Source organism: Chitinophaga japonensis, from assembly GCF_007830125.1.
Lineage (GTDB): Bacteria > Bacteroidota > Bacteroidia > Chitinophagales > Chitinophagaceae > Chitinophaga > Chitinophaga japonensis.
Genome location: NZ_VLLG01000002.1, coordinates 234,089 through 259,397 on the forward strand (window position 1 = coordinate 234,089; position 25,309 = coordinate 259,397).

The 25,309-nt window shown below is 52.3% G+C and carries 20 protein-coding genes; 3 read left to right on the forward strand and 17 right to left on the reverse strand.

Annotated elements, in window-relative coordinates; all coding sequences use genetic code 11:
- Positions 1-4: 4 nt before the first annotated feature.
- The 9 genes from nuoF to LX66_RS00915 form a co-directional block, all read right to left on the reverse strand.
- Positions 5-1,366: an NADH-quinone oxidoreductase subunit NuoF gene (gene nuoF, locus LX66_RS00875; RefSeq protein ID WP_145710003.1), complete on the reverse strand. Its 1,362-nt coding sequence runs from the start codon at positions 1,364-1,366 to the stop codon at positions 5-7.
- A 28-nt stretch (positions 1,367-1,394) separates the two neighbouring features.
- The gene (locus LX66_RS00880) at positions 1,395-1,880 is read right to left on the reverse strand and encodes an NADH-quinone oxidoreductase subunit NuoE family protein (RefSeq protein ID WP_145710004.1); all 486 of its coding nucleotides are present in this window, start codon (positions 1,878-1,880) and stop codon (positions 1,395-1,397) included.
- Positions 1,881-2,002: 122 nt separating this feature from the next.
- Positions 2,003-3,217 (reverse strand): NADH-quinone oxidoreductase subunit D, encoded by a 1,215-nt coding sequence (locus LX66_RS00885; protein WP_145710005.1) that lies wholly within the window; start codon positions 3,215-3,217, stop codon positions 2,003-2,005.
- A gap of 9 nt (positions 3,218-3,226) precedes the next feature.
- Positions 3,227-3,730 carry an NADH-quinone oxidoreductase subunit C gene (locus LX66_RS00890; protein ID WP_145710006.1) on the reverse strand — a complete coding sequence of 168 codons (504 nt, stop codon included), beginning with the start codon at positions 3,728-3,730 and terminating at the stop codon, positions 3,227-3,229.
- A gap of 41 nt (positions 3,731-3,771) precedes the next feature.
- Positions 3,772-4,335, reverse strand: a complete 564-nt coding sequence (locus tag LX66_RS00895) for an NADH-quinone oxidoreductase subunit B (RefSeq protein WP_145710007.1) — start codon at positions 4,333-4,335, stop codon at positions 3,772-3,774.
- 18 nt (positions 4,336-4,353) lie between these two features.
- A complete protein-coding gene (locus LX66_RS00900) occupies positions 4,354-4,728 on the reverse strand; it encodes an NADH-quinone oxidoreductase subunit A (protein WP_244620249.1) in 375 nt (124 codons plus the stop codon).
- Positions 4,729-4,919: 191 nt separating this feature from the next.
- Complete coding sequence (locus LX66_RS00905; RefSeq protein ID WP_145710009.1) at positions 4,920-6,656, reverse strand: tetratricopeptide repeat protein; 1,737 nt, start codon at positions 6,654-6,656, stop codon at positions 4,920-4,922.
- Between the two features lie 156 nt (positions 6,657-6,812).
- Complete coding sequence (locus tag LX66_RS00910; RefSeq protein ID WP_145710010.1) at positions 6,813-8,540, reverse strand: tetratricopeptide repeat protein; 1,728 nt, start codon at positions 8,538-8,540, stop codon at positions 6,813-6,815.
- A gap of 46 nt (positions 8,541-8,586) precedes the next feature.
- Positions 8,587-9,498 carry a substrate-binding domain-containing protein gene (locus tag LX66_RS00915; protein WP_145710011.1) on the reverse strand — a complete coding sequence of 304 codons (912 nt, stop codon included), beginning with the start codon at positions 9,496-9,498 and terminating at the stop codon, positions 8,587-8,589.
- Between the two features lie 582 nt (positions 9,499-10,080).
- Between LX66_RS00915 and LX66_RS00920 the strand changes: the two genes are divergently transcribed.
- Together LX66_RS00920 and hisS are read left to right on the forward strand one after the other, a co-directional pair.
- Positions 10,081-10,518: a low molecular weight protein-tyrosine-phosphatase gene (locus tag LX66_RS00920; protein WP_145710012.1), complete on the forward strand. Its 438-nt coding sequence runs from the start codon at positions 10,081-10,083 to the stop codon at positions 10,516-10,518.
- A 13-nt stretch (positions 10,519-10,531) separates the two neighbouring features.
- Positions 10,532-11,884: a histidine--tRNA ligase gene (gene hisS / locus LX66_RS00925; RefSeq protein WP_145710013.1), complete on the forward strand. Its 1,353-nt coding sequence runs from the start codon at positions 10,532-10,534 to the stop codon at positions 11,882-11,884.
- Between the two features lie 55 nt (positions 11,885-11,939).
- On the opposite strand, the gene LX66_RS00930 is transcribed toward hisS, so the two are convergent.
- The 5 genes from LX66_RS00930 to LX66_RS00950 form a co-directional block, all read right to left on the reverse strand.
- Complete coding sequence (locus LX66_RS00930; protein WP_145710014.1) at positions 11,940-13,937, reverse strand: protein-disulfide reductase DsbD family protein; 1,998 nt, start codon at positions 13,935-13,937, stop codon at positions 11,940-11,942.
- A 108-nt stretch (positions 13,938-14,045) separates the two neighbouring features.
- A complete protein-coding gene (locus LX66_RS00935) occupies positions 14,046-14,501 on the reverse strand; it encodes a protein-disulfide reductase DsbD domain-containing protein (protein WP_145710015.1) in 456 nt (151 codons plus the stop codon).
- 135 nt (positions 14,502-14,636) lie between these two features.
- The gene (gene purQ, locus LX66_RS00940) at positions 14,637-15,329 is read right to left on the reverse strand and encodes a phosphoribosylformylglycinamidine synthase I (protein WP_145710016.1); all 693 of its coding nucleotides are present in this window, start codon (positions 15,327-15,329) and stop codon (positions 14,637-14,639) included.
- A 173-nt stretch (positions 15,330-15,502) separates the two neighbouring features.
- Complete coding sequence (locus LX66_RS00945) at positions 15,503-16,480, reverse strand: hypothetical protein (protein ID WP_145710017.1); 978 nt, start codon at positions 16,478-16,480, stop codon at positions 15,503-15,505.
- A 15-nt stretch (positions 16,481-16,495) separates the two neighbouring features.
- Entirely contained in the window at positions 16,496-18,004 is a 1,509-nt protein-coding gene (locus LX66_RS00950; RefSeq protein WP_145710018.1) for a hypothetical protein, read from the reverse strand.
- A 179-nt stretch (positions 18,005-18,183) separates the two neighbouring features.
- On the opposite strand from LX66_RS00950, the gene LX66_RS00955 reads away from it, so the two are divergent.
- Positions 18,184-19,113, forward strand: coding sequence for a TIGR01777 family oxidoreductase (locus LX66_RS00955; RefSeq protein WP_145710019.1), 930 nt, complete (start codon positions 18,184-18,186; stop codon positions 19,111-19,113).
- Here LX66_RS00955 and LX66_RS00960 read toward each other — a convergent pair.
- Genes LX66_RS00960 through LX66_RS00970 form a run of 3 tightly spaced genes read right to left on the reverse strand, consistent with a single transcriptional unit; the run spans position 19,103 to position 25,265 of the window.
- Positions 19,103-20,341 carry an alkaline phosphatase family protein gene (locus tag LX66_RS00960; protein ID WP_145710020.1) on the reverse strand — a complete coding sequence of 413 codons (1,239 nt, stop codon included), beginning with the start codon at positions 20,339-20,341 and terminating at the stop codon, positions 19,103-19,105. The two genes, LX66_RS00955 and LX66_RS00960, sit on opposite strands and share 11 nt — an antisense overlap.
- A 24-nt stretch (positions 20,342-20,365) precedes the next feature.
- Complete coding sequence (locus LX66_RS00965; RefSeq protein ID WP_145710021.1) at positions 20,366-21,826, reverse strand: SusD/RagB family nutrient-binding outer membrane lipoprotein; 1,461 nt, start codon at positions 21,824-21,826, stop codon at positions 20,366-20,368.
- A gap of 22 nt (positions 21,827-21,848) precedes the next feature.
- On the reverse strand, positions 21,849-25,265 hold the full coding sequence (locus LX66_RS00970; protein WP_145710022.1) for a SusC/RagA family TonB-linked outer membrane protein: 3,417 nt from the start codon (positions 25,263-25,265) through the stop codon (positions 21,849-21,851).
- Between the last annotated feature and the right edge of the window lie 44 nt (positions 25,266-25,309).

Here is a 25,309-nt window from a genome sequence, read left to right on the forward strand (position 1 = left end):
GCAATTATACAGCAGTAGCAGGAGCTGGTAAAGGATCAGCATAATGGGCTAATCCATAGTTACGTTTCACACATTCTTCCGGGTTCAGCACATGCCATTCAAACTCGTCACGGAAGTGACGGATGGCGGCCGCTACCGGCCATGCGGCAGCATCGCCCAGCGGGCAAATGGTGTTGCCTTCAATTTTGCGTTGTATATCCCACAGCAGGTCTATATCACTCATCTTACCTTTTCCGTTCTCTATGTTCAGCAGCACGCGCTTCATCCAGCCGGTGCCTTCGCGGCAGGGGCTGCACTGTCCGCAGCTTTCGTGGTGGTAGAAGCGGGCCAGCGTAAGCGTATGCCGCACCACGCACTGGTCTTCATCCAGCACGATGAAACCGCCGGAACCCATCATGGAGCCGCTGGCAAAGCCGCCGTCGTTCAGGCTTTCGTACGTCATCATGCGGGCTTCTCCCTTGGCTGTTTTCAGCAGCAGGTTGGCCGGCAGGATGGGCACGGAGGAGCCGCCGGGTATGCAGGCCTTCAGTCTTTTACCGTTGGCAATGCCCCCGCAATATTCGTCAGAATAAAGAAATTCCTCTACGGAAATGTTCATTTCAATTTCATACACCCCGGGCTTGTTGATATTGCCGCAGGCGGAGATCAGCTTGGTACCGGTGGATTTGCCGATACCGTAGGTAGCGTATTCCTCCCCGCCGATGTTGATGATGGGCACTACGGCGGCCAGCGTTTCCACGTTGTTCACCACCGTGGGGCTTTGCCAGAGGCCCTTTACCGCCGGGAAGGGTGGCTTGATGCGCGGGTTGCCGCGCTTGCCTTCCAGCGATTCTATCAACGCGGTCTCTTCCCCGCAGATATAAGCGCCGGCGCCGCGCTGCACGTATATTTCCAGGTCAAAGCCGGTGCCCTGGATGTTCTTGCCCAGCCAGCCGTTCTGTTTAGCTTCGGCAATGGCCTGTTCCAGTATATCGGGTATCCAGGCGTATTCACCGCGGATGTAGATGTAGGTGCGGTTGGAACCCAGCGCAAAGCTGGAGATCAGCAGTCCTTCAATCAGCAGGTGCGGGATAAACTCCATCAGGTACCGGTCCTTAAAGGTGCCGGGCTCGGATTCATCCGCGTTGCATACCAGATAGCGGGGCACGCCTTCGGGCTTGGCCAGGAAGCTCCATTTCAAACCGGTAGGAAAGCCTGCGCCGCCACGGCCGCGAAGACCGCTCTTCTTCACTTCTTCCACCACCTGCTCGGGGCTCATGCCTTTGAGCACTTTCTCCGCCGCCGCATAGCCCCCGTTCTTCCGGTATACATCGTAATACCGGATGCCTTCAATATGTGCTTTGTCTAAAAGTAGTTTGCGTCCCATTTGTTGTGGTCTCTGTTTTTCTCTTTGCTTAGTTTGCTTTAGCCCTGCACTCCTCGATGATCTCGTCCACCTTCTGCGGGGTGAGGTGCTCGCGGTAATGCTTGCCCAACTGCATCATGGGCGCATAGCCGCAGGCGCCCAGGCACTCTACCGTTTTAAGGGTAAAGAGGCCGTCGGCCGTGGTTTCTCCCACACCTATGCCCAGCTTGTTCTTGATATATTCGATCATGTTGTCGGAGCCGTTCAGCATGCAGGGACCGGTCTGGCATACTTCAAAGAGGTATTTGCCTACCGGCTTCAGGTTGAACATGCTGTAAAAGGTGGCTACCTCGTACACTTCTATCGGCGTGATCTGCAGCAGGGAGGCCACGTAGTCCATTGTTTCCGGGCTGAGCCAGCCGCCAAATTCCTCCTGGGCCAGGTGCAGCAACGGTATCAGCGCGCTTTTCTGTTTCCCCTCCGGGTAGCGTGCAATGATCTCTTTTACTTTATTCAGCTTCTCTTCTGAAAACATAGCATAAAATGTAAAATCATAAATGTTAAATGTAAAATGTAAAAGTTACCTGATGTGCGCCTGTAAAATGTTTTCATCCTTTTACATTTTACATTTGGCATTTTACATTTTACATTCCCTGTCTAAGCATCCAGCTCTCCTGCTATCAGGTTCAGGCTACTCAGGCAAATAATGGCGTCGCTCAGCATGGCGCCTTTTACCAGCTCGGGATAGGCCTGGTAATAGATGAAGCAGGGCCGCCGGAAATGCAGGCGGTACGGGCTGCGCCCGCCGTCGCTGATCAGGTAGAAACCCAGCTCGCCGTTAGCGCCTTCCACAGCGTTGTACAGCTCACCCGGCAATATATCAGACTCACCCATAATGATCTTGAAGTGGTAGATCAGGGCTTCCATTTTCGTGTATACGTCCTGTTTTTCCGGCAGGTAATAGGCGGGCACCTCTGCATGGTATACATCCTCCGGCAGGTCTTTCAGCTTGTCCATAGCCTGGCGGATAATGCTAAGGCTTTCCCACATTTCAGCGTTGCGCACCAGGAAACGGTCGTAGCAATCGCCGGTGCTGCCTACCGGGATGTTGAAATCAAAATCCTCGTAGGAGCTGTAGGGATGCGCCACCCTTACATCGTAATCCAGGCCGGCGGCCCGCAGGTTAGGTCCGGTAAAGCCATAGCTCATGGCCCTTTCGGCGCTGATAGGACCTACGCCGGTGGTACGCTCCACGAAAATGCGGTTGCGGGTCATCAGCGCTTCAAACTCCTTCAGGGCCTTGGGATATTCTGCGAGGAATTTCTCTATTTTCTGGAAAGCGACCGGTGTAAAGTTCCTTTCAAAACCGCCGATACGGCCAATGTTGGTAGTAAGGCGGGAACCGCACACTTCTTCATAGATCTCGTACACCAGCTCGCGGTACTGCATCAGGTACAGGAAGCCGGTAAAAGCGCCGGTATCTACCCCCACCACACCGTTACAGATCAGGTGGTCAGTGATACGGGCCAGCTCCATGATGATCACGCGCAGGTAGTCTACACGCTTGGGCGTTTGAATGCCCAGCAGCTTTTCTACGGTCAGGTGCCAGCCCATGTTATTGATGGGAGCAGAACAATAGTTCAGGCGGTCTGTTAAAGGCGTGACCTGGTAGTAGGGACGGCGCTCGGCTATTTTCTCGAAAGCACGGTGAATATATCCTACCGTAGATTCTGTGTTCACCACCCGCTCCCCGTCCATTTCCAGGATATTCTGGAATACGCCATGCGTAGCCGGGTGCGTAGGGCCCAGGTTCAGCGTGTTGGTTTGCTTTTCTATAGCGCCTTGCGGCAGTTTTATATGTTGCTGCTCCATGTTCATTATTTAGCGTCCAAACATCTCATCGTCCTTATCAATGCGGCTCTGGTCTTCCAGCGGGAATTCCTTGCGCATCGGGAAGTAGGTCATTTCATCCACATTCAGGATACGTTTCAGGTTGGGATGCCCTACGAAATCAACGCCAAAGAAATCATAGGTTTCCCTTTCCATCCAGTTAGCGGACTCAAACAGCTTGGTGGCTGTAAATACCTGCGGGGCTGCAACGGGAACAAATACTTTCATGCGCAGCCGCACTTTTTCGCGGAAGTTATAAAGGTGGTATACTACTGCCAGCTCTGCGTCAGGCAGGTGCGGATAGTGCACGGCGGTCAGGTCTGTTAAAAAACGGAATTGCAGTTCCTCTTCATCATACAGGAACTGCATCACTTTCAGGTTGAGGGCGGCCGGTGCGGTAAAGGTCAGTACATCAAATGATTCTTCGAAACTGGTCAATGCCTCTCCAAACTTTTCAACCAATCTTTGCTTTATGTAGTCGTTTGTCAAAGACATTCGATTTTATTTATCTGGTTTAATTACAAGCGTCCTACGAATTACTGTATCCCATACCCGTTCAGCAGCTCCTTGTACTTTTCGGAGTGACGGCGGCGGAGGCTTTCCTGGCCTACCAGCTCCTGTATCTTCATAAAGCCGTCCAGGATGGCTTCCGGCCTGGGCGGGCATCCGGGCACATACACATCCACGGGTATCACCTGGTCTATGCCCTGCAATACGGAATAAGTATCAAACACCCCTCCGCTGGAAGCGCAGGCGCCTACGGCTATCACCCAGCGGGGCTCGGCCATTTGCAGGTATACCTGGCGCAGCACCGGGCCCATCTTTTTGGCAATGGTGCCCATTACCATCAGCAGGTCGCACTGGCGGGGCGTAAAGGCCATACGTTCCGCACCAAACCTGGCCAGGTCATAATGCGAAGCGGCGGTAGCCATAAACTCAATACCGCAGCAGGAGGTAGCAAAAGGCAACGGCCAGATGGAGTTTTTACGCGCCAAACCAATCACCCTGTCAAAAGAAGTGGCAAAGAACCCCTCACCGGAATAGCCTTTCGGCATTTCCACCATCTTCACCTTTGTATTATGTTGAACCGGACGTGCCATAACTCTTTATTTATTTTGTTAGTCTTCCCACTTAAGGGCGCCTTTTCTGATGATATAGAAGAAACCACCCATGAAGAACGTTACGAACATTAACATAGCCAGGAACCCTTCCCATCCCAGCTCCCTGAAATTAACAGCGTACGGGTAAAAGAAGATCACCTCTACGTCGAATAATACGAACAGAATGGCAGTCAGGAAATATTTGATGGCCACCGGCTGCCTTGCATTCCCGATCTGTTCTATCCCACTTTCAAAGGTAACGAGTTTGTCGCTGGTTTTGCGTTTTGGCCCCAGGTAATGTGTGGCTACCATCGTAACGCCTACAAATCCTACAGCCGCAATCAACTGCAATACAATAGGAAAATAACTAAAGGGGGTGGTGGTTGCTGACAAAAGTTCAGTGTCTAAAAACATAAGCTTCCCAATAAAACGTTCTCCGAATGTGCAAAAATACTGCAACAAACGGCAAATTACAAATCTATGAATGGCTAAAATATTATCTTTTTTTACCAAACGGCGGAATGAAAAAACCCCGGCAGTACACCGGGGTTTTTCCGCCTGTAAAAGGCCATACGTTTATTTGTTTATCGTCGAGGAGAGGATGATCCGGCCGGCTGCTTGTTGCTGTTGGCCATGTTCTCCTTGATCTGCTTCACCGTTTCATTATCCGGGTCCACCGCCAGCAGTTTGTTCATATAGGTCTGCAGGTTGGCCTTGTCGTCCTTGTTGTAGTAGTAAACCATGATGTAGGTATACGCCCGGATCAGGCCTACCTTGTTTCGCTGCGGGTCTCCTTCCGCCATGGACAGGTATTTTTGAAAATACGGCACGGCCACCCCGGTCTCGGCCATTTCGTCTTTGGCGGCATTCACATAGCCCCGCCAGTAGTGGCCGGTGGTAATATCCGGGTATTTTTCCGCCAATATGGCAAACGCGGAGTCTGCCTTATTGAGCAGCGTAGTATCCATGGGGGTTTTAGTACCGGCTGCCCGGAAATAATCCTGCCCTACATTGTAGTAGTCCAGTGCAGAAGGTGTTTCCTTCATTTCAAGTTTCAGGGCAATCAGCCGCTTGTACCAGTCGGCCGCCTTTTCGTAGGCTCCTGCCTCTACATAGGCCTTTGCCACTTCTTCGTAGCGGGCCGGGTCTTTGGTCGTATCGGCTTCTGCATATTCCTCCAGGTACTTCAGCGCCTGCTGTTTCAGGGTGGCCTGCTGCGCAGAGTCGGGGGACTCCAGGCGGCTGTAAATAGCGCTCAGCAGCTTGTAGTCGTTGATTTCCCGTTTGTCCTCCGGCACGCTGGCGATATAGGCATCCATGGTTTGCCTGGCGTTCATGGAATCGCCTTTCTGCAGGTAGGCGTCCGCTATCAGGCGGGTAAATTTGCCCTTGTAGGCTTCATTGGCCTCGGGCAAAATGCTTTTGGCCTTGTTGATGGCGGCATCATAGTCCTTTTTGTAGAACGAGATGGCGGCCAGGTTATACTCGTTTTCCAGCTTGCTGGCGCCGGACCCTACCACATCAATATATTTCTGCAGATACTGGGCGGCATTCTCCAGCGACAACTGGTTTTTGGTAGGCGTAATATAGAACTGGTACAGCTCATAATAGGCAGGCCCGTAATTGGGGTCCATGGTGGTAGCCTTGGTCCAGTCATTTACGGCCTCCTGCAGCAGCTTGGCGTTATAGTTCACCATCCCCTGCTTCATGACCGCTTCTGCCCGGTTGGGCTCCAGCTCCAGCGCCTTTTCGTAGGTGGTGATAGCGCGGCCGCCGTGCTCACCGCCCAATGCGCGGTAGGCATCACCCAGCTCAATATAATCCGCCGCCGTGGGCGTATACTGGTCTCTTTTCTTGCGGTCCTCGTTATTCAGGAGGCGCTCCATTACGCTGAGCGCATATCCTTTATCGCCTCCCTTTATGGACGTGTTGGCATCTGCGATAGCGCGGGCCACATACCCGTCCCGGCCTTCCGTTGCCTGGCTGGCGGCTTCAAATTTCTGCCGGGCAGCCGTGGAATCACCGTTGAGCAGGTCTATACGGCCCATGCCCACCTGCAGCAAGGGAGCATTAGGCACGGCCTGCAATCCTTTCTGGAAGGTAGCGGCAGCCGCCTGCTGATCTTCCATGCCCAGTTGCGCGATGCCCAGGTAATAGTAGGCTTTGTCGTCCTGCGGTTTGGACGCAATGATCTTTTCGAATGTTTGCTTGGCGGACTGATATTTATTGTAGTACAAATCCTTCAGGCCATCTTCGATGGTCTGTGCCATTACGCTGTTTACCATTAACAGCAATGCTGCAATCATTAATTTCTGTCGCATGAGCTACCTGTTTTTTTAATAACCCAATAGGTTCCTTTCTTCGACCCTATTTGTAATATACCGAAAATTAGGCTGAACCGGAACTATTAAAACGTTAAAAAGGGGAGCGCCGCAAGAGCACTCCCCTTCACAGGTAATTATTTATTCCGGTTGAACCTATTTTTTGTTCGTTGCCTGTCCTGCGGACTTGGCGGCGGCTGCTTTGGCGGCCTTGGCGGTGGCGGCCAGGTTCTCCTGGATCGCCTTTGCGGCAGGATCATTCGGATTCACGGCCAGCACTTTGTCCATCCAGGTCTGCAGGTTCGCCTTGTCGTCCTTGTTATAGTAATATATCATCATATATTGATATGGATACATTAACTGGTTCGGCTTCATCTTTTCTTCGCCGCCTACTTCAAAGAACTTCTGGAAATAAGGTACTGCAACGCCTTCTTTTGCCTCGGTATCGCGCAACATGTTGGCACGTCCCCTCCAGTACAGGCCCAATACCTGCTGGTTAGGATACTTTTCAATAAATGCGCCAAAAGTGGAGTCTGCGGCTTCAGGCTTGTTGGCATAGATCTCCATGGTGCCTTTCCAGAAGTAGTCCTGGATCTTGCTGGTATTCTCTTCGTCGCTGAAGTCGGTGGTCAGTTTACCGTACCACTCTGCAGAACGCCCATAGTCGCGCAGGGATTTGAATTTCTCTGCTACTTCGCGGTACAGGTCCACGTCCTTGGAAGTGTCTGCCATAGCATACTTTTCCAGGTAGGTAGAAGCCAGGGAGTCGTTGATAACAGACTGCAGGGAATCCTGGGTACGCAGGCGGCCGTAGATTTCGCTCAGCAGTTTGTAGTCATTGGGCTCCAGTTTGCTTTCGCCAACGGCGCTTACATACTGGTCCATGGTTTGTTTGGAAGACAGCGAGTCGCCTTTCTGCAGGTAGGCATCTGCCAGCAAACGGGTGAATTTGCCTTTGTTGGTTTCGTCGGCCTGCGGCAGTACGCTCTTAGCTTTATTGATGGCGGCATCGTAGTCTTTCTTGTAGAAAGCGATGGCAGCCAGGTAATACTCATTCTTCATTTTGTCTGCAGGATCGGCTACTTCCATGTACTTCTGCAGGTATTGCGCCGCATTGTCCCAGGAGAGCTGGTTCTTTTTCGGCGTGATGTAGAACTGGAACAGCTCGAAATAAGCGGGGCCGTATTTAGGATCGAGGTTGGTAGCCTTGGTCCAGTCGTTTACGGCATCCTGCAACAGCTTGGCGTTGTAGTTCACCAGGCCTTGCTTCATCACTGCTTCCGCGTTGTTGGGCTCCAGCTCCAGGGCTTTTTCGTAGGTGGTAATGGCTTTACCGCCATTTTCGCCACCCAGTGCGCGGTAAGCGTCGCCCATTTCAATATAGTCGGCTGCAACGGCTGTATACTGCTCTTTTCTTTTACGGCCTTCGTTGTTCAGCAGTTTTTCCATGATGCTGAGCGCGTATCCGCGGTCACCACCCTTTACTTCTGTATTGGCATCGGCAATAGCGCGGGCCACGTCGCCGTCACGGCCTTCGGTAGCGGTGCTGGCGGCTTCGAATTTCTGCTTGGCAGCCGCCGCGTTCCCGTTCATCAGGTCTACACGGCCCATGGCCACCTGCAGCAGGGGAGAGTTAGGCACTGCCTGCAAACCTTTCTGCCAGGCAGCGGCAGCAGCATCTTTATTTTCGAGGCCCAGCTCAGCCATGCCCAGGTAATAGTATGCTTTGTCATCGGGTTTGGCAGCCACTACTTTCTCTAGTGTTTGCTTGGCGGATTGATACTTACCGTAGTAAATCTCTTTTACTCCATCCTCTACAGATTGGGCCATAACGCCATTCGCGACGCACAGCAATGCTACAATTAAGCTTTTCCGTCTGTTCATGTGCAATCTGGTTTTAGTTGTGTTATGTGTTGTGTTGTTTTTTGTCTTACTGAATTTTCGCCTCCCTGAATACGGCGTTGATCCTGGCGGGGAACAGCCGGAAATTCTTGATGATCAGTTGGCCTTCGTAGCTGCCCAGGAAGGAGGCAAATCCTGCACCCAGGCCCCTGTAGGGTTCCCGGAGGCAAAAGAAGCAACCCCGTTTCAGCGGGTAGGAACCGGTGGCTATATATGCCTGGTAAGGCTTTACAAATTCAGACCCATAGTCCGCACGTACTTTTGCTACCGTTACCTGGTTGGTAAATTCGATAGTGGTGGAATCATTCGGGTCTGATATCCAGTTCACGCCAATCACACCAAGGGCGTTCTTGTTCTTACTTACGTAATTTACCACTTCAGGGTTGGTTTTTGCCGCCATGGTATTGGGTGGCAGGGGCTTTCCCTTGTTGATGGAATCACGTATATACCGTACGGTGCTGGAGTTCTCGTGGTCGAACACCAGTTGCCAGTTACGTTCTTTGTCGGTCCCGTCCATGATACTGCGCACCTGGTCCATAGTAAAGATGGAATCAGGATTGGCGGGATTGGTGATCAGCGCCAATGCGTCCCAGGCCAGCAGCATGCTTTGCGGGGAGATCTTCAGCTCTTTAAAGTACTGTTTCTCCTGCTCGTTGAAATCGCGCGTTACGATCACCATGCGCACGCTGTCATTCAGCAGATCCTTAAAGCATTCTGCTTCCGGTTTGTACTCCGCTACAATATGGGCTTTGGGATACAGGGATTCAAATACCTTTATTTCCGCTTCCATCAGCGGTTCATAGGTTTGATCCACGCTGATACGGATGGTGCCTGAAGTAGGCGTGTCCGTTGGCTGATTCCCCCCGCTGTTGCACGCAAACAGCAATCCTGCGATCATCACCAGTCCCAGCGCTTTATATTTTACGAGTTTCAGAAACATAGTCGTGTTGCTTCTCCGGTTAGTGCTCTGTTCCCTTGTCAAAAAAAAGTTGTTTAACGCCCCTATATATACGAAACAATCCGTACAACACCAGTATAGTGCCAAAAATATTCATCACTGTGGGTGACAGGCGAAAATTACCCAATCCCAGTTTTTCAGCAAAGAATGCAAAGAGGCCGAAGAGAAGAAAAAATACTCCTCTTATCAATTCCCCCAGCGGCCGGTAAGCTACCTGTATCCGCTTTTTACTAGACCTTTCCTGTTGCATTGGCATTGTTAGTAAGCTACAAGTATACAAAAAAATATTTTTTAATCTTGCATATCCGGCGCCCTGAAAATGTTAAAATCCGGACGTGGAATTCGCGAAAACGGCCTGTGCTGCTGCATTTCCAGCCATGGACCTACCGTAATAATTATTGATAATACGTTTTATCAATTGTTACGCGGAGTTGTTAAAGTACTGTTAATGAAGCGGCTTCGCTTTACGCCGTTTGTATATATAGATGCAGGCGCCCCGGTTTTCCATATATGCACTTCCCATAAAATCTTGTAGGTTTGCGCGGGAAAAAGGACACTTATAAAATGAAAGTACTAATGGTGTGCCTGGGCAACATCTGCCGCTCTCCGCTGGCAGAAGGCATTCTAAGGCACCTGGCAGCCGAAAAGGGCCTGCACTGGGAAATTGATTCGGCCGGCACCGGCAACTGGCATGTGGGCGACCCGCCGGATCACCGCTCTGTGAAAGTAGCCCGCCACCATGGGATAGATATTTCCCACCTGCGGGGCCGGCAGTTCTCCACGGCTGATTTCAGTGATTTTGACAGGATATTTGTCATGGACCTGGACAATTACCGGGATGTGCTGCGAAAAGCCCGCAGCGAGGCCGACCGGCTGAAAGTACAGCTCCTGCTGGAGGGACAGACCGAGGTACCGGACCCCTGGTACGACGATGCGCTGTTTGAACCGGTATATAATATGATATACAAAGCATGCGAGCGCCTTATAATTAATAACTATTAATTATTAACTACTAATGATAAAACCCAGCATTCCCAAAGGTACGCGCGATTTCGGGCCGGCAGTGGTCAGGAAACGGCATTACATTTTCCAGACCATCCGTGAAACCTTCGAACTGTTCGGTTTCCAGCCGCTGGAAACGCCGGCCATGGAGAACCTGAGCACGCTGACCGGTAAATACGGGGAAGAAGGCGACAAACTGATCTTCAAGATACTCAACAACGGCGACATACTGGGACAGGCACAAATGGCGAAGGATAGCCGGGAACTGGCCACCCTGCTATGTGAAAAGGCGCTGCGCTACGACCTGACCATCCCATTTGCCCGGTACGTGGTGATGCGGCAACATGAGCTGGCCCTCCCCTTCAAACGCTACCAGATGCAGCCGGTATGGCGGGCAGATAACCCGCAAAGAGGCCGCTACCGCGAGTTTTACCAGTGCGATGCGGATGTGGTGGGCAGCCACTCCCTGCTGAACGAAGTGGAGCTGCTGCTGATCTATGATCGCGTATTCTCCAGGCTGGGCATGCAGGGTTATGAAGTGCGCATCAATAACCGCAAAATACTCAGCGGCCTGGCAGAGCTGATCGGCAAGCCGGAGCAGCTCATGGATATTACCATCGCGATCGACAAACTGGATAAAATCGGTATCCAGGGCGTGGAAAAAGAATTGCTGGACAGGGGACTTAGCCAGCAGGATGTGGACATCATCAACAACTTTCTCCGGATAGACGGCAACAACGATGAAAAACTGGAGCAGTTGCAGGTATTATTGCAGTCGTCAACAACCGCGCAAAAAGGCATTGCGGAATTATCATTTGTGCTGAACAGCGGGCTGGCCAAATTCCAGTCGCCTCCCATCCTGGACGTAACGCTGGCGCGGGGGCTGAACTACTACACCGGCCTGATCGTGGAAGCCAAGGCGCCCCCCTCGGTAAAAATGGGCAGCATTGGCGGTGGCGGCCGCTATGACGACCTTACCGGCCTGTTTGGCCTGCCCGGCCTTTCCGGCGTGGGTATTTCCTTCGGGGTAGACCGTATTTACGATGTGCTGGAAGAGCTGCAACTGTTCCCGGCAACGGCCCAGCAAGGCACCCGGGTGCTGTTCCTGCACATGGGCGAGCAAAGCCTGCCCGCGGCCTTTCAATACCTGATGCAGTTGCGGGAAAAAGGCGTTGCGGCAGAGCTGTTCCATGAACCGGCCAAAATGGATAAGCAGATGAAATATGCAGACAAGCGGGGCATTCCGTATGTAGTGATCATTGGTGAGAACGAGCTGCAGGAAAACAGCCTTAGCATCAAAAACCTGCAAACCGGCCAGCAGCAGAAGATCAAAGTGGAAGAGCTGGCAGGCTTCGATTTTAAATAAAAAGTAAAAAATAAAAAAGCGCGGAGAGCATCCGCGCTTTTTTTATTCTTTACTTTTAATTTTTTAACTGCTCAAACGCATCCAGCCCGCATTTCAGCCAGTTGGCATATGCTTTTGCATCCGGCGTGTAGCCAACGGGGCGGGTCAGCAGCTTTTCGTCCGGGCTTAACAGCACGTAGAAAGGCTGGGAATTATTGCTGAAGTTCTCGGTTTGCATGGTAGCAAACTTGTCGCCTATCGTTTTGATCTCTTTTTTACGACCATTGGCAGTGGTGAACAGGAACTGGGCATCTTCCGGCAGTTGCTGCCGGTCATCCACGTAAAGCGATACCAGTATATAATCTTCCGTGATCAGGGTTTTCACCTCCTGTTTGGGCCACACATTCTCCTCCATCTTGCGGCAGTTCACACAGGCCCAGCCGGTAAAGTCCACCAGTATGGGCTTGTTCTGCTCCCTGGCCAGCGCCAGGGCTTTCTCGTAATCGTTCAGCACATCCGGCTCCACGCCTTTTCCTTTGGCCGCTTCCTCCCCGTAAATGCTGTAGGTGAGCGGGGGCGGAAAGCCGCTGATCAGCGCACGGTTGGCGTACTTTGTATTGGTAACACCCGGCACCAGGTACAGGGTGAAGGCCAGGAAAACAAGGGCGATCACCAGGCGGGGCACGCTGACCTTTTTCAGCGGCGCATCATGCGGGAAACGGATCTTTCCCAGCAGGTACAGCACGATGCAGATACCGATGATGATCCAGATGGCGAAGAACACCTCCCGCTTCAGGATGCCCCAGTGCATCACCAGGTCCGCATTGGACAGGAACTTGATGGCCATGGCCACTTCCAGGAAGCCCAGCACTACCTTCACGGTAGTGAGCCAGCCGCCGGACCGCGGCAGGGAATTCAGCCAGCCCGGGAACAAGGCGAATATGGCGAAAGGCAGCGCCAGTGCCAGTCCAAAACCGGCCATGCCCATGGTGAGCTGCATGGCGCCCCCGTCCGTAGAAAGGGAGCCAGCCAGCAGAGAGCCCAGGATAGGACCTGTACAGGAAAAAGACACCAGGGCCAGGGTAAGGGCCATGAAGAAAATACCCACGATGCCACCCACACCGGTTTTGGCGTCTACCTTGCTGGCCAGCCCGCTGGGCAGGGTGATCTCAAAATAACCGAAGAAGGAAATGGCAAATACGATGAACACCACGAAGAAGAACAGGTTCAGCCACACGTTGGTGGAGATGTTGTTCAGTATCTCCGGGTTCAGCGAGGTAAGAAAATGGAAAGGCAGGCTTAACAATATGTAGATCAGGAAAATAAAGAACCCATACAATGATGCGTTCATGATCCCCTTGCTCCTTTCCCCCGACTTCTTGGTAAAGAAAGAAACCGTGAGCGGGATCATGGGGAACACGCAGGGGGTCAACAAGGCAATAAACCCGCCCAGCAAACCTAAAATAAAGATGCCCCACAGGCTTTTCTTGCCTTCATGCCCGATGCCGCCGCAGTTCCTGGCAGGATCGTCCAGTATAATATCACTGCGTTTCAGGGCCTGGGCCGCATCAGCGGATTCCTGCAGGCCGGCCGCAGCGCTTACCAGGTTGCCGCTGGCATCTACATTGAAGCGGAACGGCACTTCTTCCGGGCCGGCTACCTCCTCTCCTTTCAATGCCATGTAACTGAGGATACCGGTCACCTTATCGGCGCCCGGCCGGAGCTTTACGGTAGCCAGCAGCTCTACTGTTCCTTCAAAGTACCGGATCTCCAGGTTATCAAACAGCGGCTCCTTCCGGCTGGCAGGCGCCTCCTTTTCCTGTACGCTCACCAGGGTGGCCGCAGCGGCGGTATCCAGCGTAATATGAGTATTAGGCTCGTCCTCGCTCATGGAAGAGGAGAACAGCAGCCAGCCTTTATTAATGTCACCTTTGAAATGCAGCACATATTCACCATCACTTTTCTTTTCTGCGGAGTATTGCCATTTTACTACCTGCCCGGTAGTTTCCTGTGCCCGGGCAGTAGTGGCTGCCAGGAGTATAGCCGATATAAAAAACGTAAGCCAATGCTTCATAGTGTAAATAGTACGCTTTAGGTCAGAAACGGCAGTTGGCAGTTGACAGTACGGGTGTACTGCAAACTGCCAACTACAAATGAATACGGTAATGGTACACGGGGTTACCTACTTTCCTCCCACCCCGATGGAAAATTCCACCTCTTTGGGCGGCAGGCACTGATGGTCATCGCATACCATATATTCTACGGAGCCTTTTACTTTCGTGGCCGCCTTTCCTCTAACGGTGACGGTCTGAACGAAGTTTACCTTGTTTTCGTAATATTTCAGCTCGGAATCAAAGTTCTTGTCAAATGCCTTGTGCAACTTGCCGTCTTCCTTGGGGCTGCCGGTGGTAGCCACCAGGGGGTTCTTGCTGAACTTGAAGGAAGTGGGCACCGGCCCTTCACCGGCGTCCTGCGCATACAGGTGCCAGCCCGGCTCTATGGTAGCGGTGATATGCAGTTCATAGGTCTTGTCATTGATCTTTTTGGAAGCAAAGCTCCATTTGACCGGGTTCTCTATCTGCGCGCTGGCCAGTACCGGCAGGGCAAATAACAACAGTGCAGTTAACAGCTTTTTCATTCGCAGATGATTTTTTGTTAGCGGTCTCATGGAACCTCGCTTTAAATGTCCCTGTACAAGAAGTGTGATGCTCGGTTTCATTCGCAATTAATTTTTTTTTAAATGGTTGGTTGGTTTTTCCGGCTAGTGCCGGTATTAATTATTAGTGATCAGGCTCTGGAATATGAGCTGACCATCGGTATTACGTAAAGCCTGGCTGGTGGCGCGCTCCGGGTGCGGCATCATGCCAAAAACATTCTTTTCCTTATTGCAGATGCCGGCAATATTGCGGATGGCCCCGTTCGGGTTAGCAGATTCAACAATGTTGCCAAATTCATCGCAATAGCGGAACAGCACCTGGTTATTTTTGAACAGGCCGTCCAGCGTAGCCTCATCTGCGTAGTAGCGGCCTTCCCCGTGGGCCACCGGTATCATCAGCGGACTGCCGGTTAACCCTTTGGTGAGCGCGGCCACCGTGTTCTCACTTTTCAGGTACACATTCCTGCACACAAACTGCTGCTGCTCGTTGCGCAGCAGGATGCCCGGCAGCAGGCCGGCCTCGCAAAGTATCTGGAAACCGTTACACACGCCCATTACCCGTCCGCCTTTGTTGGCAAATTCGATCACGCTCTGCATCATGGGGCTGAAGCGGGCAATGGCGCCGCAGCGCAGGTAATCCCCGTAGGAGAAACCGCCCGGCAGGATAATGCAATCTGCTGTGCTGAAAGCGCTCAGATCCTTGTCTTTATGCCAAAGTTCAATTACCTCCTGCCCCAGGTCATAGCGCAGGGAATCGATCATATCATGATCACAGTTAGAGCCCGGAAAGGTGACAACCCCAAATTTCATTCGTCAATATTTTATTTGTCCTATATAAACTTTTCAATAGTTCTTTGTGAACTGCAAAATTACCGAGACAGCCGCATATTTCCATCGCCGCTTATCCCAATGTGGGAACAGGCTGGCATGCCGATGTGCTAATAATTGATTATAAATAAGTTATACATAAATTATTTAACACATTAGCTAAAGTACTGCATCACGATCACGTACCCGAGGGTGAGCAGGTGAATAATATTGGCCACCGTTTCGTTCGTTACGGTCCAGTACACATTTGCCACGAACATGGAAATGGGCAGGATGGCCACCGCCCAGTAATCCGGTGAAAAATGCGTGCCGAAGAAAGGCACCACCATGGCTACGATCACGTACACGATCAGCACCGCCCAGGTCTTGCGCACCTGTATCAGCATTTTCTTCAGCGGGCGCTGTAACAGCAGCCAGCCCAGTAAAAAGAAGAACACACTGGCAATCAGCGCGCCCCATACCTTGTAATGGTCTATTACGGGCAGGCTGAGGCTGATACGCGGTATTTTAACGATCTGCTCCCACTGGTCTGTGAGGAACAGGTAAGTGCCCAGCAGGTACAGGGGGCATATGAGCCCCAGCAGCGCAATGATCCACTCCGCCAGCCGGAAGGCCCGCATGATGAGCAGGCTTAACAGCAGCAGCAGGCAGAATACAATGGCCGGAAAGTAAAAAAGCCCGGCAATGCCCAGCGCAAAACCGATATTGAACACGATGTCGCGGGCAGAGGTACGGGTGTATAGTTCGGTAATGTTGGCAAACACCCACAGCATGATCAGGTTTACCAGCAAGGCCGGGGAGAAAACGTTCCAGCCATGCCATAAGGAGGTGAACAGCAGGTAGCTCATGGCCGGGAGGTAGGTAGCCCGGGGGAACAGCCGGTGATAATTGGCGATCCTGGTCAGCAGCAGGGTTTGCAGGAACAGCAGCAGGACGGCCAGGGCGGTAAAAAAGAAAGGGCTGTTGCCTACCAGCAATTGCAGCCACTTTACCAGCAGCTCGTATAACAATCCTTCCGACCCGTCGGCTATAAAAGTGGACGGATGCAGCAGGTAATAAAACTTAACCAGTAAGGTATATAATAACAGCAGCAATACCGTTAGCGGATTGCCCGAGCGGAAAAATTTTACCACGGTGCAAAGGTGTGATTAAAAGTCAACTTTTGCAAAGCAAATATAATTCCTGTAAATGCAGGGAATTAATACCGAACGGCTGCTGATCTGCTTCCCGTAGCGGGGCATCCAGGTAAAGCCCTTGTCCAGGTTACGGAGGGTTGGCATGCGGCTGATCTTCCCATCCGGCTCAATGCTGTTATCCGTCATAATATAGCTTCTCCTGTCCAACTCATTGTACAGGAAGCGCAGCTCACTGCCGATATTCACCATCATGTAGGAAAGGTAAAGGTCAGCGCCGTCGTCAAACTGGCTTTTGCGCACAAAGTTGCTCCAGTTCAGCTCCCCGGCATCGTCAAAGGAAATAATGGCCACGTTGTCATAATGGTACCGGGTGCCCTGGGAATTGTTCCAGCCCCAGGGATTGTAATACCAGGGGGAGTAGGGAGAATAGTAGTACGGGTAGGACATGCCATAAGGCCCGTACATATAATTCCAGCGGTTCCAGGGCTGGTACCGGGAAGTGGTGTAGAACGATTCCGCCGTGATCAGGAAGCCGCCATCCGCGGTGGTAATGATCCTGCGGATAAAGTAGTCATTGAACGCAGCGTTGGTAGAGGACTCTCCCCGTGCATTCATCTTCAGCTCATTGGTAAAGGGGGTAATCCTTTCGTACACGGTCTGGTTCTGCGCATAGTCGTATTTGCAGATATACATGCCTTCCACGTTGCCCCTTTTCTGCTTGTAATAAAAGGCGGTGATCAGGGCCCGGTTGGTATTGTTGTCCAGCTTCAACTTCACCTCATCCAGCAGTTGCTGCTGCAGCTTTAGCGGGGTAACCTCGAAAGAGTCTACCGCGGAGCGTTTGATCACCAGGTCGGCTTTTACAATGTAGTCCCGGTTGCTGGTGCGCTCCAGCCGGGTGAATACCAGGTCGCCGGTATTGGTGAGGCTGAAATTGCTGAGAAAGGCCTTTTTCCCCATGGGAAGCGAAAGCCGGCTGTTGTTCACAAAATTGAAGGCGCTGTCGTACTGGAAGGTATAGAACACGTTGTTATCCTCCCGGTCCTGGTTGATCTTGTATACCAGGATGCGGCCTTTGTCCTCCGAATATTCCACGGAATACACCTTGTTCTCCTTGGAGTAGAAGCCTATACGGGTAGAGTCGATCACGATGGGCGCCTGGTCAAATTTCCCTTCCGGGTTCATGATGGCGCATACGCTGAACACGGCGTCCTTCCGCTGGAACTGGTAGAGCATGAAAACTTTATCGGGGTAGGACACAAAGTCTACGCTGATCACTTTCCGGGGCAGGAAATCCAGCTTTACACGCTGTTTTAGCTGCATGTCGTTATCGTACACGGAAACGGCATTATCGCCGCGGTCGCTTTTATATACCAGTATATTGCCGCCTACCCGGCCAATGATCTCAAATTCAGTGCTTTTATAATCATCCCGTTCCGGTTCAGAATACACCACCTTTTGCGCCAGCAGGGTTCCACTACAAAACAGCAGGAAGGCCAGGAGAGAAATTCGGTATAGCATCGGTATATGTTTTAAATAATGTGGTAACGTAAATTCGTTCTATATTGTTGTACAGCCAAACCTACACGAAAATTTGCTTTTCACAAAGATCAACCCGCCGGGTCTCTAAAGACCCTGTCCTGTTTAGGTTTTTATTCTGTACTTTTAAGAAAATTTTCTACTGAACCGTTTTTAGCCAGATGGAAACAGTGTTAATAACCGGGGGCACAGGGCTCATTGGACAAGCCCTTACCCAATTGCTTACAGACCACGGTTATCATGTGATCATCCTTAGCCGGCAACCACATGGGAAGACCTCCGAAAAAAGCCTGATTACCTATGCGCATTGGGATATACGCCGTCAGCAGATCGATACAGATGCGATAGCAGCCGCCGACCATATTGTGCACCTGGCAGGGGCCAACGTAAGCGCCCACCGCTGGACGGCCGCCTACAAAAAGGAGATACTGGAGAGCCGCACTCATAGCAGTCAACTGTTATTCAATGCGTTACAAACACATCCCAACAAAGTAAAAAAGGTGATCAGTGCTTCTGCCACGGGCTATTACGGGGAGAATGGCCCTGACCAGGCACCTTTTACAGAAAGTAACCCGCCGGCCACGGATTTCCTGGGCGCCACCTGCGCCGCCTGGGAGCAAAGCGTGCTGCAAATGGAAGACCTGGGTAAACAGGTGGTGATTTTCCGTACCGGTATTGCCTTAAGCAGGAAGGGCGGGGCCCTGAAGGAATTTTACAAGCCCCTGCAATTCGGGTTTGCGACCATACTGGGCAACGGTGAACAATGGGTAAGCTGGATACACCTGCAGGACCTGATACGGCTTTACTTTAACGCGATCGTGAACCCGCAGCTACAGGGCATTTTCAATGCCGTAGCCCCGCAGCCGGTGCACCATAAAGAGCTGGTGCTGGCTATGGCCAGGGCCGCCAAAGGCAAAAGCTTCATACCTGCGTACGTGCCGGCTTTTGCCTTAAAGCTGGCCCTGGGCGAAATGAGCACCGAAGTGCTCAAAAGCTGCCAGGTATCCTCCCTGAAAATACAGGATACCGGTTTTTTATTTTCCTATCCGAACATCCATGCTGCCATGGAGCAGTTGTTCATTAAAAAGTGACCCAGCGGTTCACCATGTTATCCGGCCCTTCCAGCACCACCTTGTAAAAGCCGGAGGATGGCCGGGCGATCTTTACAGCCGCCTGTTCCTGCTGCAGCGGCACTTCCGTAAGCAGGCGGTACTGGTCCGTTCCCCCTGCTTTAAAATGATTGGTATCCGCTATCCACACCCTCACCATCCCCTGCTTTGACAGGGCTTTCCATTGCAGCAGCAGTTCACCGTTCTCATACCGGGCACCGGGCTCCGCCAATGACACCGGGCCTGTAAGGGGCACACCATCCACTTCCCGGGCATTTTCCAGGGGCAGGGGCACCTGCAGGAAACGGGCTATGCCGGGCATAATGTCCACTACCCCGGGCTGCCCTTTTGTAAAGCGGGCATTCAGGTCCCGGGCATTGGTCACTATCCAGGTAGTGCGCTCCCGGTCTGACTGGCCGCCGTGATGCCGGCCGGAACTGCTGTCCCGCCCGTGATCTGTGGTAATGAAGATCTGCCAGTCTTCCCCGTATTGCCGCATGCGGTGCTGCACGGCATTCCAGATGCGGCCCACCTGGTCGTCCGCCATTTTCACGGCGCCGTACATTTTATCGCTGTCACCGTAACGGTGCCCCATATCGTCGGTGTATTCCAGGTACACCCAGGAAAGGTCCGGGGCACTGTCCCGTATATACGCAGCGGCCTGGTTAACCACTTCTTCGTCTATGAGATGGATGTACCAGCTATTCCGGTCATGCGGGTAGCGGGCGGTATCCTTTTCCAGCCCGTCCACATGATGGTCAATGTGCAGGTAACCGGTTTGCGGCAGGCCGTGGCCCACCAGCTTGGTGCGGTTGTCCAGCCAGGTAGAAAAGATGGCGGTCTTTTTCTGCGGGTGGGCCTGTTTAAAGTAACGGAACAGGCTCCAGTAATGATAGTTCTGCGCGGCAATATCATTGTCCCATACATTATGCTTGTTTACCCAGGTGCCGGTGAGCAGGCTGTTATACCCTACTGCGGATATGGTAGGGGTTTGGGAGTACGCGCCTTTTTCCCCGCCTACATAAGCGCGGGTGTAGCCCCCCACTGCTGCAATACTGTCCAGGTGAGGAGTGGCTACTTTCTCCACTACGTCGGCAGGGATGCCATCCACAATAATGAACACGGCTTTACGCGCACCCTGCTGGGCGTAGGTTGATAAGTGTAATAGTATATATAGCGTTAAGCAAAAAAAGCGTTTCAGTTGTTTCATGATGCAAATTTGAAATAAATTTCACTACTCCTTTATCAATAACCACATTTCCCCGTTGATATCATCCCCGCCGGGGTACTGGCGGCCGATGGCATCTGTTACATGCTGGCCGTTCAGGTCAAATTCACTCTCCGGGTACATCCAGCGTTTGGGTATTTTGCCATTATTCAGCACACCGCCGCCGGATACGTCAAAGGCCGGGATGCCGGTACGGCGCTGCTCGTAAAAAGGCTGCCAGCCGGAGTTCATAAAGCTGGCAATATACTTCTGTGTAATGATAGCCGCCAGCTCCTGCCCAGCGGGCAATTGCACGGCCGGTTGGGCAAGATAGGCATCAATAGCGGCCTGCGGCACTTTAAAAAATTCCATAGACGCCTGGATGCCTTTCTTATAATATTCGTCTGCATTGCCGCTGGTCCAGCCACGTACCACGCCCTCTGCCAGTATGAACTGCAGTTCGGCATATCCCAATGCAATGCCGGGCTCATTTACCGGGTCATGGTAATAACGTTCGTCTATTTTGGAGGCTTCGCCGGAAGCTACCCTTGTAGAATTCTCGTTAATGGTAGCGCTGCCCATCACACCGCCATAGGCATTAAAATCATTATCCGGGAGCGCTGCATGCTGCGGCGCTTTATCTGCCATGCGGAACAGGCGCGGGTCCTGCAGTCCCTTCAGCAGGTTCACAAAAGTTTCCTCCATGTAGTAGGCGGTCTGCAGGTTGTTATCATTAAAATACGGATAACGGTTGTCCTGCAGGTCATAGAACGGCAGCTCCGCATTATCTGCATTGCCGGTAAACAGCGGGTACTGTGCCGGGTTATTAACGATCTCGCTGAAGCGCTGTTTAATATCCAGTTTCGTGTTGTTCTCTTTCTGTGAAAGGCTCATGAGCACCCGCAGGCTGAAGGAGTTGATCAACTGTTTCCATTGCGTAATGTTCCCGTCATATATCACATCGCCCTGTATGGTGCCGGCATTCGCGTCCAGCTCACTGTTAGCCGCTTTCAACTGGTCTAGTACCTGCAGGAAAATGTCTTCCTGTGTATCATATGCGGGTGCAAACTGCTTGTCGTTGCCCAGCAAGGCCTGGCTGTAAGGCACATCGCCGAAGGTGAGCGTTAAGCGCATGATGAAGTAGGCCCTGAAGAATTTGGCCAGGGCCAGGTAAACGGGCTTTTCCACCCGCTGCGCCTCCGCTTCCATCTGCAGTACCTGGCGCAGGTTATCGTAGTCACCGTAGCCGGCCCTTTGCCAGCCGTAATACTGGTTGTTGTTCACACCGTCTGTATACACCAGTTGACGGGAGGCCAGCGGGCATGACAGGCTTACTTCGTTAAAGGCTTTTACTGCTATATTGGTGAGCAGCAGGTCCGGCGTAGCCTGCGTGGTCCTGTTCGGGTCTGTCTGAAAAGCTTCGAAGCGCTTGCAGCCGGCCAGCCCGGCAACCGCCAGCACACTTATTATTACAAATATCTTTCGCATACATTTTTGGCTTTGTAGATGGTCAGAATTTCAGGTTCATGTTCACACCCATGCTGCGCATGGAAGGCGTTTGCAGGTTGTCCACACCGGGATCGGGGTCCACGTTGGGCAGTTTGGCAAACAGCAGCAGGTTACGCCCTATCAGCGCTACAGACGCGGAACGGAAAAAGCTGCGCTCCATCCATTTTTTCGGTAACTGCCAGCTAAGGTTCACCTCGCGCAGCTTCAGAAAAGTTTCGGAATAGTAGTTATAGTTGGTATAAGCAGCGTTGCTGGTATTTACCATGTAATCTATATAATTCACGGCCTGCGTATTAGGCGCAAACTTCCGGCTGTCCGCAATAATGTTGCCTTCCCCGTCGTACTGGATATCGCCGCCGGTCACCATCACTCCCTGGCCCACATAAGTGGCCTGGCCTGCATTGGCGTCATCGCGGAACTGGTTGACCGTGCCGGGATGCGTACCGCCCCACCACATTTTCTGGTTGGTAGTGGAGTAGATCAGCCCGCCGATACGGCCATCTACCAGGAAGCGCAGGGAAAAGTTGCCGTAGCGGAAAGTATTCTCCACCCCGTACACCCAGTCCGGGTCATCATTGCCTATAAAGCGGGAAAAAGGATCGGGTTTTGGGAAACCGTTGCTCTGGTATACGATGTTACCCTCCGGGTCCTTTTCATATACGGATGTAAATATCCGGTCCATGCGATCGCCTGCTTTCAGCTTGCCCAGGCGGTCCTCATTGTTGAAGATGGCTTCCAGGTAACGGCGGTAGGAACTGAAGTTGACCAGCACATCCCAACTGAACTTACTGTTACGTACAGGCGACGCCGTAAGTACAAATTCCATCCCCTTGCGCAGGTATTCATTGCCATTCTCCTTGCGGGAGGTATAGCCGCTGGCGCCGGATACCGATATATTCACAATATTGTTATAGTCCCGTATACGGTAATAGGTAGCGTCAAAACCTACCCGGTTGCCGAACAGGCGCAGCTCCAGGCCGGCTTCCCAGGAGTTGGATGTTCTGGGCTGCAGGTCCGGGTTTTGCAGCGTGCCGCCAAATGTGAGGGAAGGCGTACCGTTCCACTTAATGCCCCTGTCGTAGGCGGCCAGGTAGTTGTAAGTGTACGGATCATCATTATCCAGCAGCCCGCTGGACACTTTGGACCAGGAGCCGCGCAACTTCAGGTAGGACAACCATTGCGGCATCCTGGCCAGCTCAGACACCAGCACGGAGCCGGATACTGAAGGATAGAAAAAGGAATTATTGCTGACCGGCAGCGTGGATATTTTGTCGTTACGGCCGGTAAGCGACAGGTAGAACGCGCCCAGGAACTCCATGTCCACGAAGCCGTATACACTGCTGGTGCGCCTTTCCTCCAGTCCATTGGTGCCCTGTACCGGGTTGGTAGAGTTGCCCAGGTTATAAAAACCGGGAATGGTAAGGCCGTCTGTATTGGAAGCCTGGTACCTGTTATTGCGGTAATAGTTGGAGCCGCCCAACTCCGCATGCACGGAGAAATCCTTGGTGAAGGTATGCTCATAGCGCAGCAGCAGGTCCGATACGATGTCAAAATAATTTTCGCTGTTCACATAAAAGTTACCCCGGGATTTATCGCTGTAGCGGATGTAGCTTTTCGGCTCCCGGGTATTTTTGGTAAGGCCGTAGGTGTTGATACCGGTACGGAACTTGGCGCTGAAGTCCTGGTTGAACTGGTATTGCAGCGCCATGGAGCCAAAGGTATTGTCTTTATAGTAACCGGTTTTCAGCTCATATGCCTGGAAGTAGGGGTTATTGTACCAGGACTGGTTATAGTGTTTTTGCTGCAGGCCTTCCTGCCCCGGCTGCCAGTAGTTGCGCAGGTCACGGATGTCAACATCCGCGCCGGTCCACAGCACCAGGTTATAGAGGTAATTGGCCGGGCCATAGCCTACCTCCGGATAATTGTCCGTATACTGGCGGTTGTAGGTAATGCGGGCATCCACGTTCAGCCGGTCGGAGAGGTTGTAGTTGCCGGCCAGGCTGAAGGAGCTGTTGTTCAGCCCTGTATTGGGCACCACGCCCTGCTGGAAGATATGCGAGGCGGATGCGCGGAAATTGCCTTTATCGCTGCCTTTGGTAACGCTGATATTATTGGTGGAGATAATGCCGGTACGGAAAAAGTTGGGCACGTTATCCTTTCCGCGGGATATCCAGGGCAGCGGCAGCCGCTCCCCGGTAGCGGGATCAATGGGGCTGTTGTATTGCGGTGTTTCCCAATAGCCGCTGGGCGTGGAGGCGTCGGGCTGGTCCAGTTTGGGGCCCCAGATCCAGCCGGAGCCTTCTGTGCCGCCACCGGAGCCGTCCACATAGGCGTATTTACCCTTATAGCCGTTGCCGTAAGTGGTCTGTACTTCGGGTATCCGGATAAAAGAAGGCTGGAACATGGTAGAGGAATTGAACTCCACCGCCAGCTCCTTACCTTTTCCACGCTTGGTGGTGATCATGATAGCGCCATACTGACCGATGGAGCCATACAGGGCGGAGGCGGTGGGGCCTTTCAGCACGTTGATGCTTTCCACATCGTCCGGGTTGATCTTCCACATATCCGCCTGCTGGTCCGGCACCCCATCTATTACAATGAGCGGTTTTTGTCCTCTCAGGGATATCTGCGCGTCCTGGAACAGATCGGTGGAGCTTTTAATGGTCAGGCCGGCTACCCTGCCGGTGAGCGAGCCTATAAGGTTAGGCTCCCGCGCCTGGGTGAGGTCCCCGCCTTTTACTTCCTGCACGGCATAACCCAGTGATTTTTTCTCTTTGGTGATGCCCAGTGCCGTCACCACCACTTCATTCAGGCCTGATACGTCCAGTTGCAAAGCCACATTAATGGTCGTCTGGCCGGTCACTGCCATTTCCATGGGCTTATAGCCAACGAGTGAAAATACAAGCACCTCTGCCGGGGCCAGTTCCCGCAGGATAAAATGCCCGGTGGCATCGGTAGTAGTGCCTTTTGTTTTACCTTTTACCATTACGGTCACACCCGGCAGCGGCGTACCATTGGCGGCATCTGTCACAGTACCGCTGACGGTTACCTGCTGCTGCGCTCCCGCCGGCGCTATGTTGCGGATCACATAATAATTGCCATACACCTGCTCGCAGGTAAGGCCCAGGGGCTGCAGTAGCTGCGGCAGTTCCGTCTGCAGGCTGGCCTTTTCTATTTTGCGGCCGGTGGATTCGTTCACTGTTTTGCCATGCAGGATGCTGCTGTTGTAGCTGAATTTTACATGGTGCATGCTTTCCAGTTGCAACAGCACTTCTTCCAGGGGGCGTGCGTGCCACACATTGCCGGTGGCGGCTTTTGCCAGCATGTTCTGCGCATAGGCGGCGCCTGCACATTGCCCTGTTATTACATAGAAAATAAGGATGCCTACTACTCTTTGGATAAGTAGCTTTGTGTGCATAAACTTTTTTTTAATCCGTTGAATAATGGCACAGGCAAATAAGA

What these genes read in the sequence shown, in the direction of transcription:
- nuoF (WP_145710003.1), bottom strand. Translation starts at nt 1,366, where the DNA reads ATGGGACGCAAACTACTTTTAGACAAAGCACATATTGAAGGCATCCGG.
- LX66_RS00880 (WP_145710004.1), bottom strand. Translation starts at nt 1,880, where the DNA reads ATGTTTTCAGAAGAGAAGCTGAATAAAGTAAAAGAGATCATTGCACGC.
- LX66_RS00885 (WP_145710005.1), bottom strand. Translation starts at nt 3,217, where the DNA reads ATGGAGCAGCAACATATAAAACTGCCGCAAGGCGCTATAGAAAAGCAA.
- LX66_RS00890 (WP_145710006.1), bottom strand. Translation starts at nt 3,730, where the DNA reads ATGTCTTTGACAAACGACTACATAAAGCAAAGATTGGTTGAAAAGTTT.
- LX66_RS00895 (WP_145710007.1), bottom strand. Translation starts at nt 4,335, where the DNA reads ATGGCACGTCCGGTTCAACATAATACAAAGGTGAAGATGGTGGAAATG.
- LX66_RS00905 (WP_145710009.1), bottom strand. Translation starts at nt 6,656, where the DNA reads ATGCGACAGAAATTAATGATTGCAGCATTGCTGTTAATGGTAAACAGC.
- LX66_RS00910 (WP_145710010.1), bottom strand. Translation starts at nt 8,540, where the DNA reads ATGAACAGACGGAAAAGCTTAATTGTAGCATTGCTGTGCGTCGCGAAT.
- LX66_RS00915 (WP_145710011.1), bottom strand. Translation starts at nt 9,498, where the DNA reads ATGTTTCTGAAACTCGTAAAATATAAAGCGCTGGGACTGGTGATGATC.
- LX66_RS00920 (WP_145710012.1), top strand. Translation starts at nt 10,081, where the DNA reads ATGAAAGTACTAATGGTGTGCCTGGGCAACATCTGCCGCTCTCCGCTG.
- hisS (WP_145710013.1), top strand. Translation starts at nt 10,532, where the DNA reads ATGATAAAACCCAGCATTCCCAAAGGTACGCGCGATTTCGGGCCGGCA.
- LX66_RS00930 (WP_145710014.1), bottom strand. Translation starts at nt 13,937, where the DNA reads ATGAAGCATTGGCTTACGTTTTTTATATCGGCTATACTCCTGGCAGCC.
- LX66_RS00935 (WP_145710015.1), bottom strand. Translation starts at nt 14,501, where the DNA reads ATGAAAAAGCTGTTAACTGCACTGTTGTTATTTGCCCTGCCGGTACTG.
- purQ (WP_145710016.1), bottom strand. Translation starts at nt 15,329, where the DNA reads ATGAAATTTGGGGTTGTCACCTTTCCGGGCTCTAACTGTGATCATGAT.
- LX66_RS00950 (WP_145710018.1), bottom strand. Translation starts at nt 18,004, where the DNA reads ATGCTATACCGAATTTCTCTCCTGGCCTTCCTGCTGTTTTGTAGTGGA.
- LX66_RS00955 (WP_145710019.1), top strand. Translation starts at nt 18,184, where the DNA reads ATGGAAACAGTGTTAATAACCGGGGGCACAGGGCTCATTGGACAAGCC.
- LX66_RS00960 (WP_145710020.1), bottom strand. Translation starts at nt 20,341, where the DNA reads ATGAAACAACTGAAACGCTTTTTTTGCTTAACGCTATATATACTATTA.
- LX66_RS00965 (WP_145710021.1), bottom strand. Translation starts at nt 21,826, where the DNA reads ATGCGAAAGATATTTGTAATAATAAGTGTGCTGGCGGTTGCCGGGCTG.
- LX66_RS00970 (WP_145710022.1), bottom strand. Translation starts at nt 25,265, where the DNA reads ATGCACACAAAGCTACTTATCCAAAGAGTAGTAGGCATCCTTATTTTC.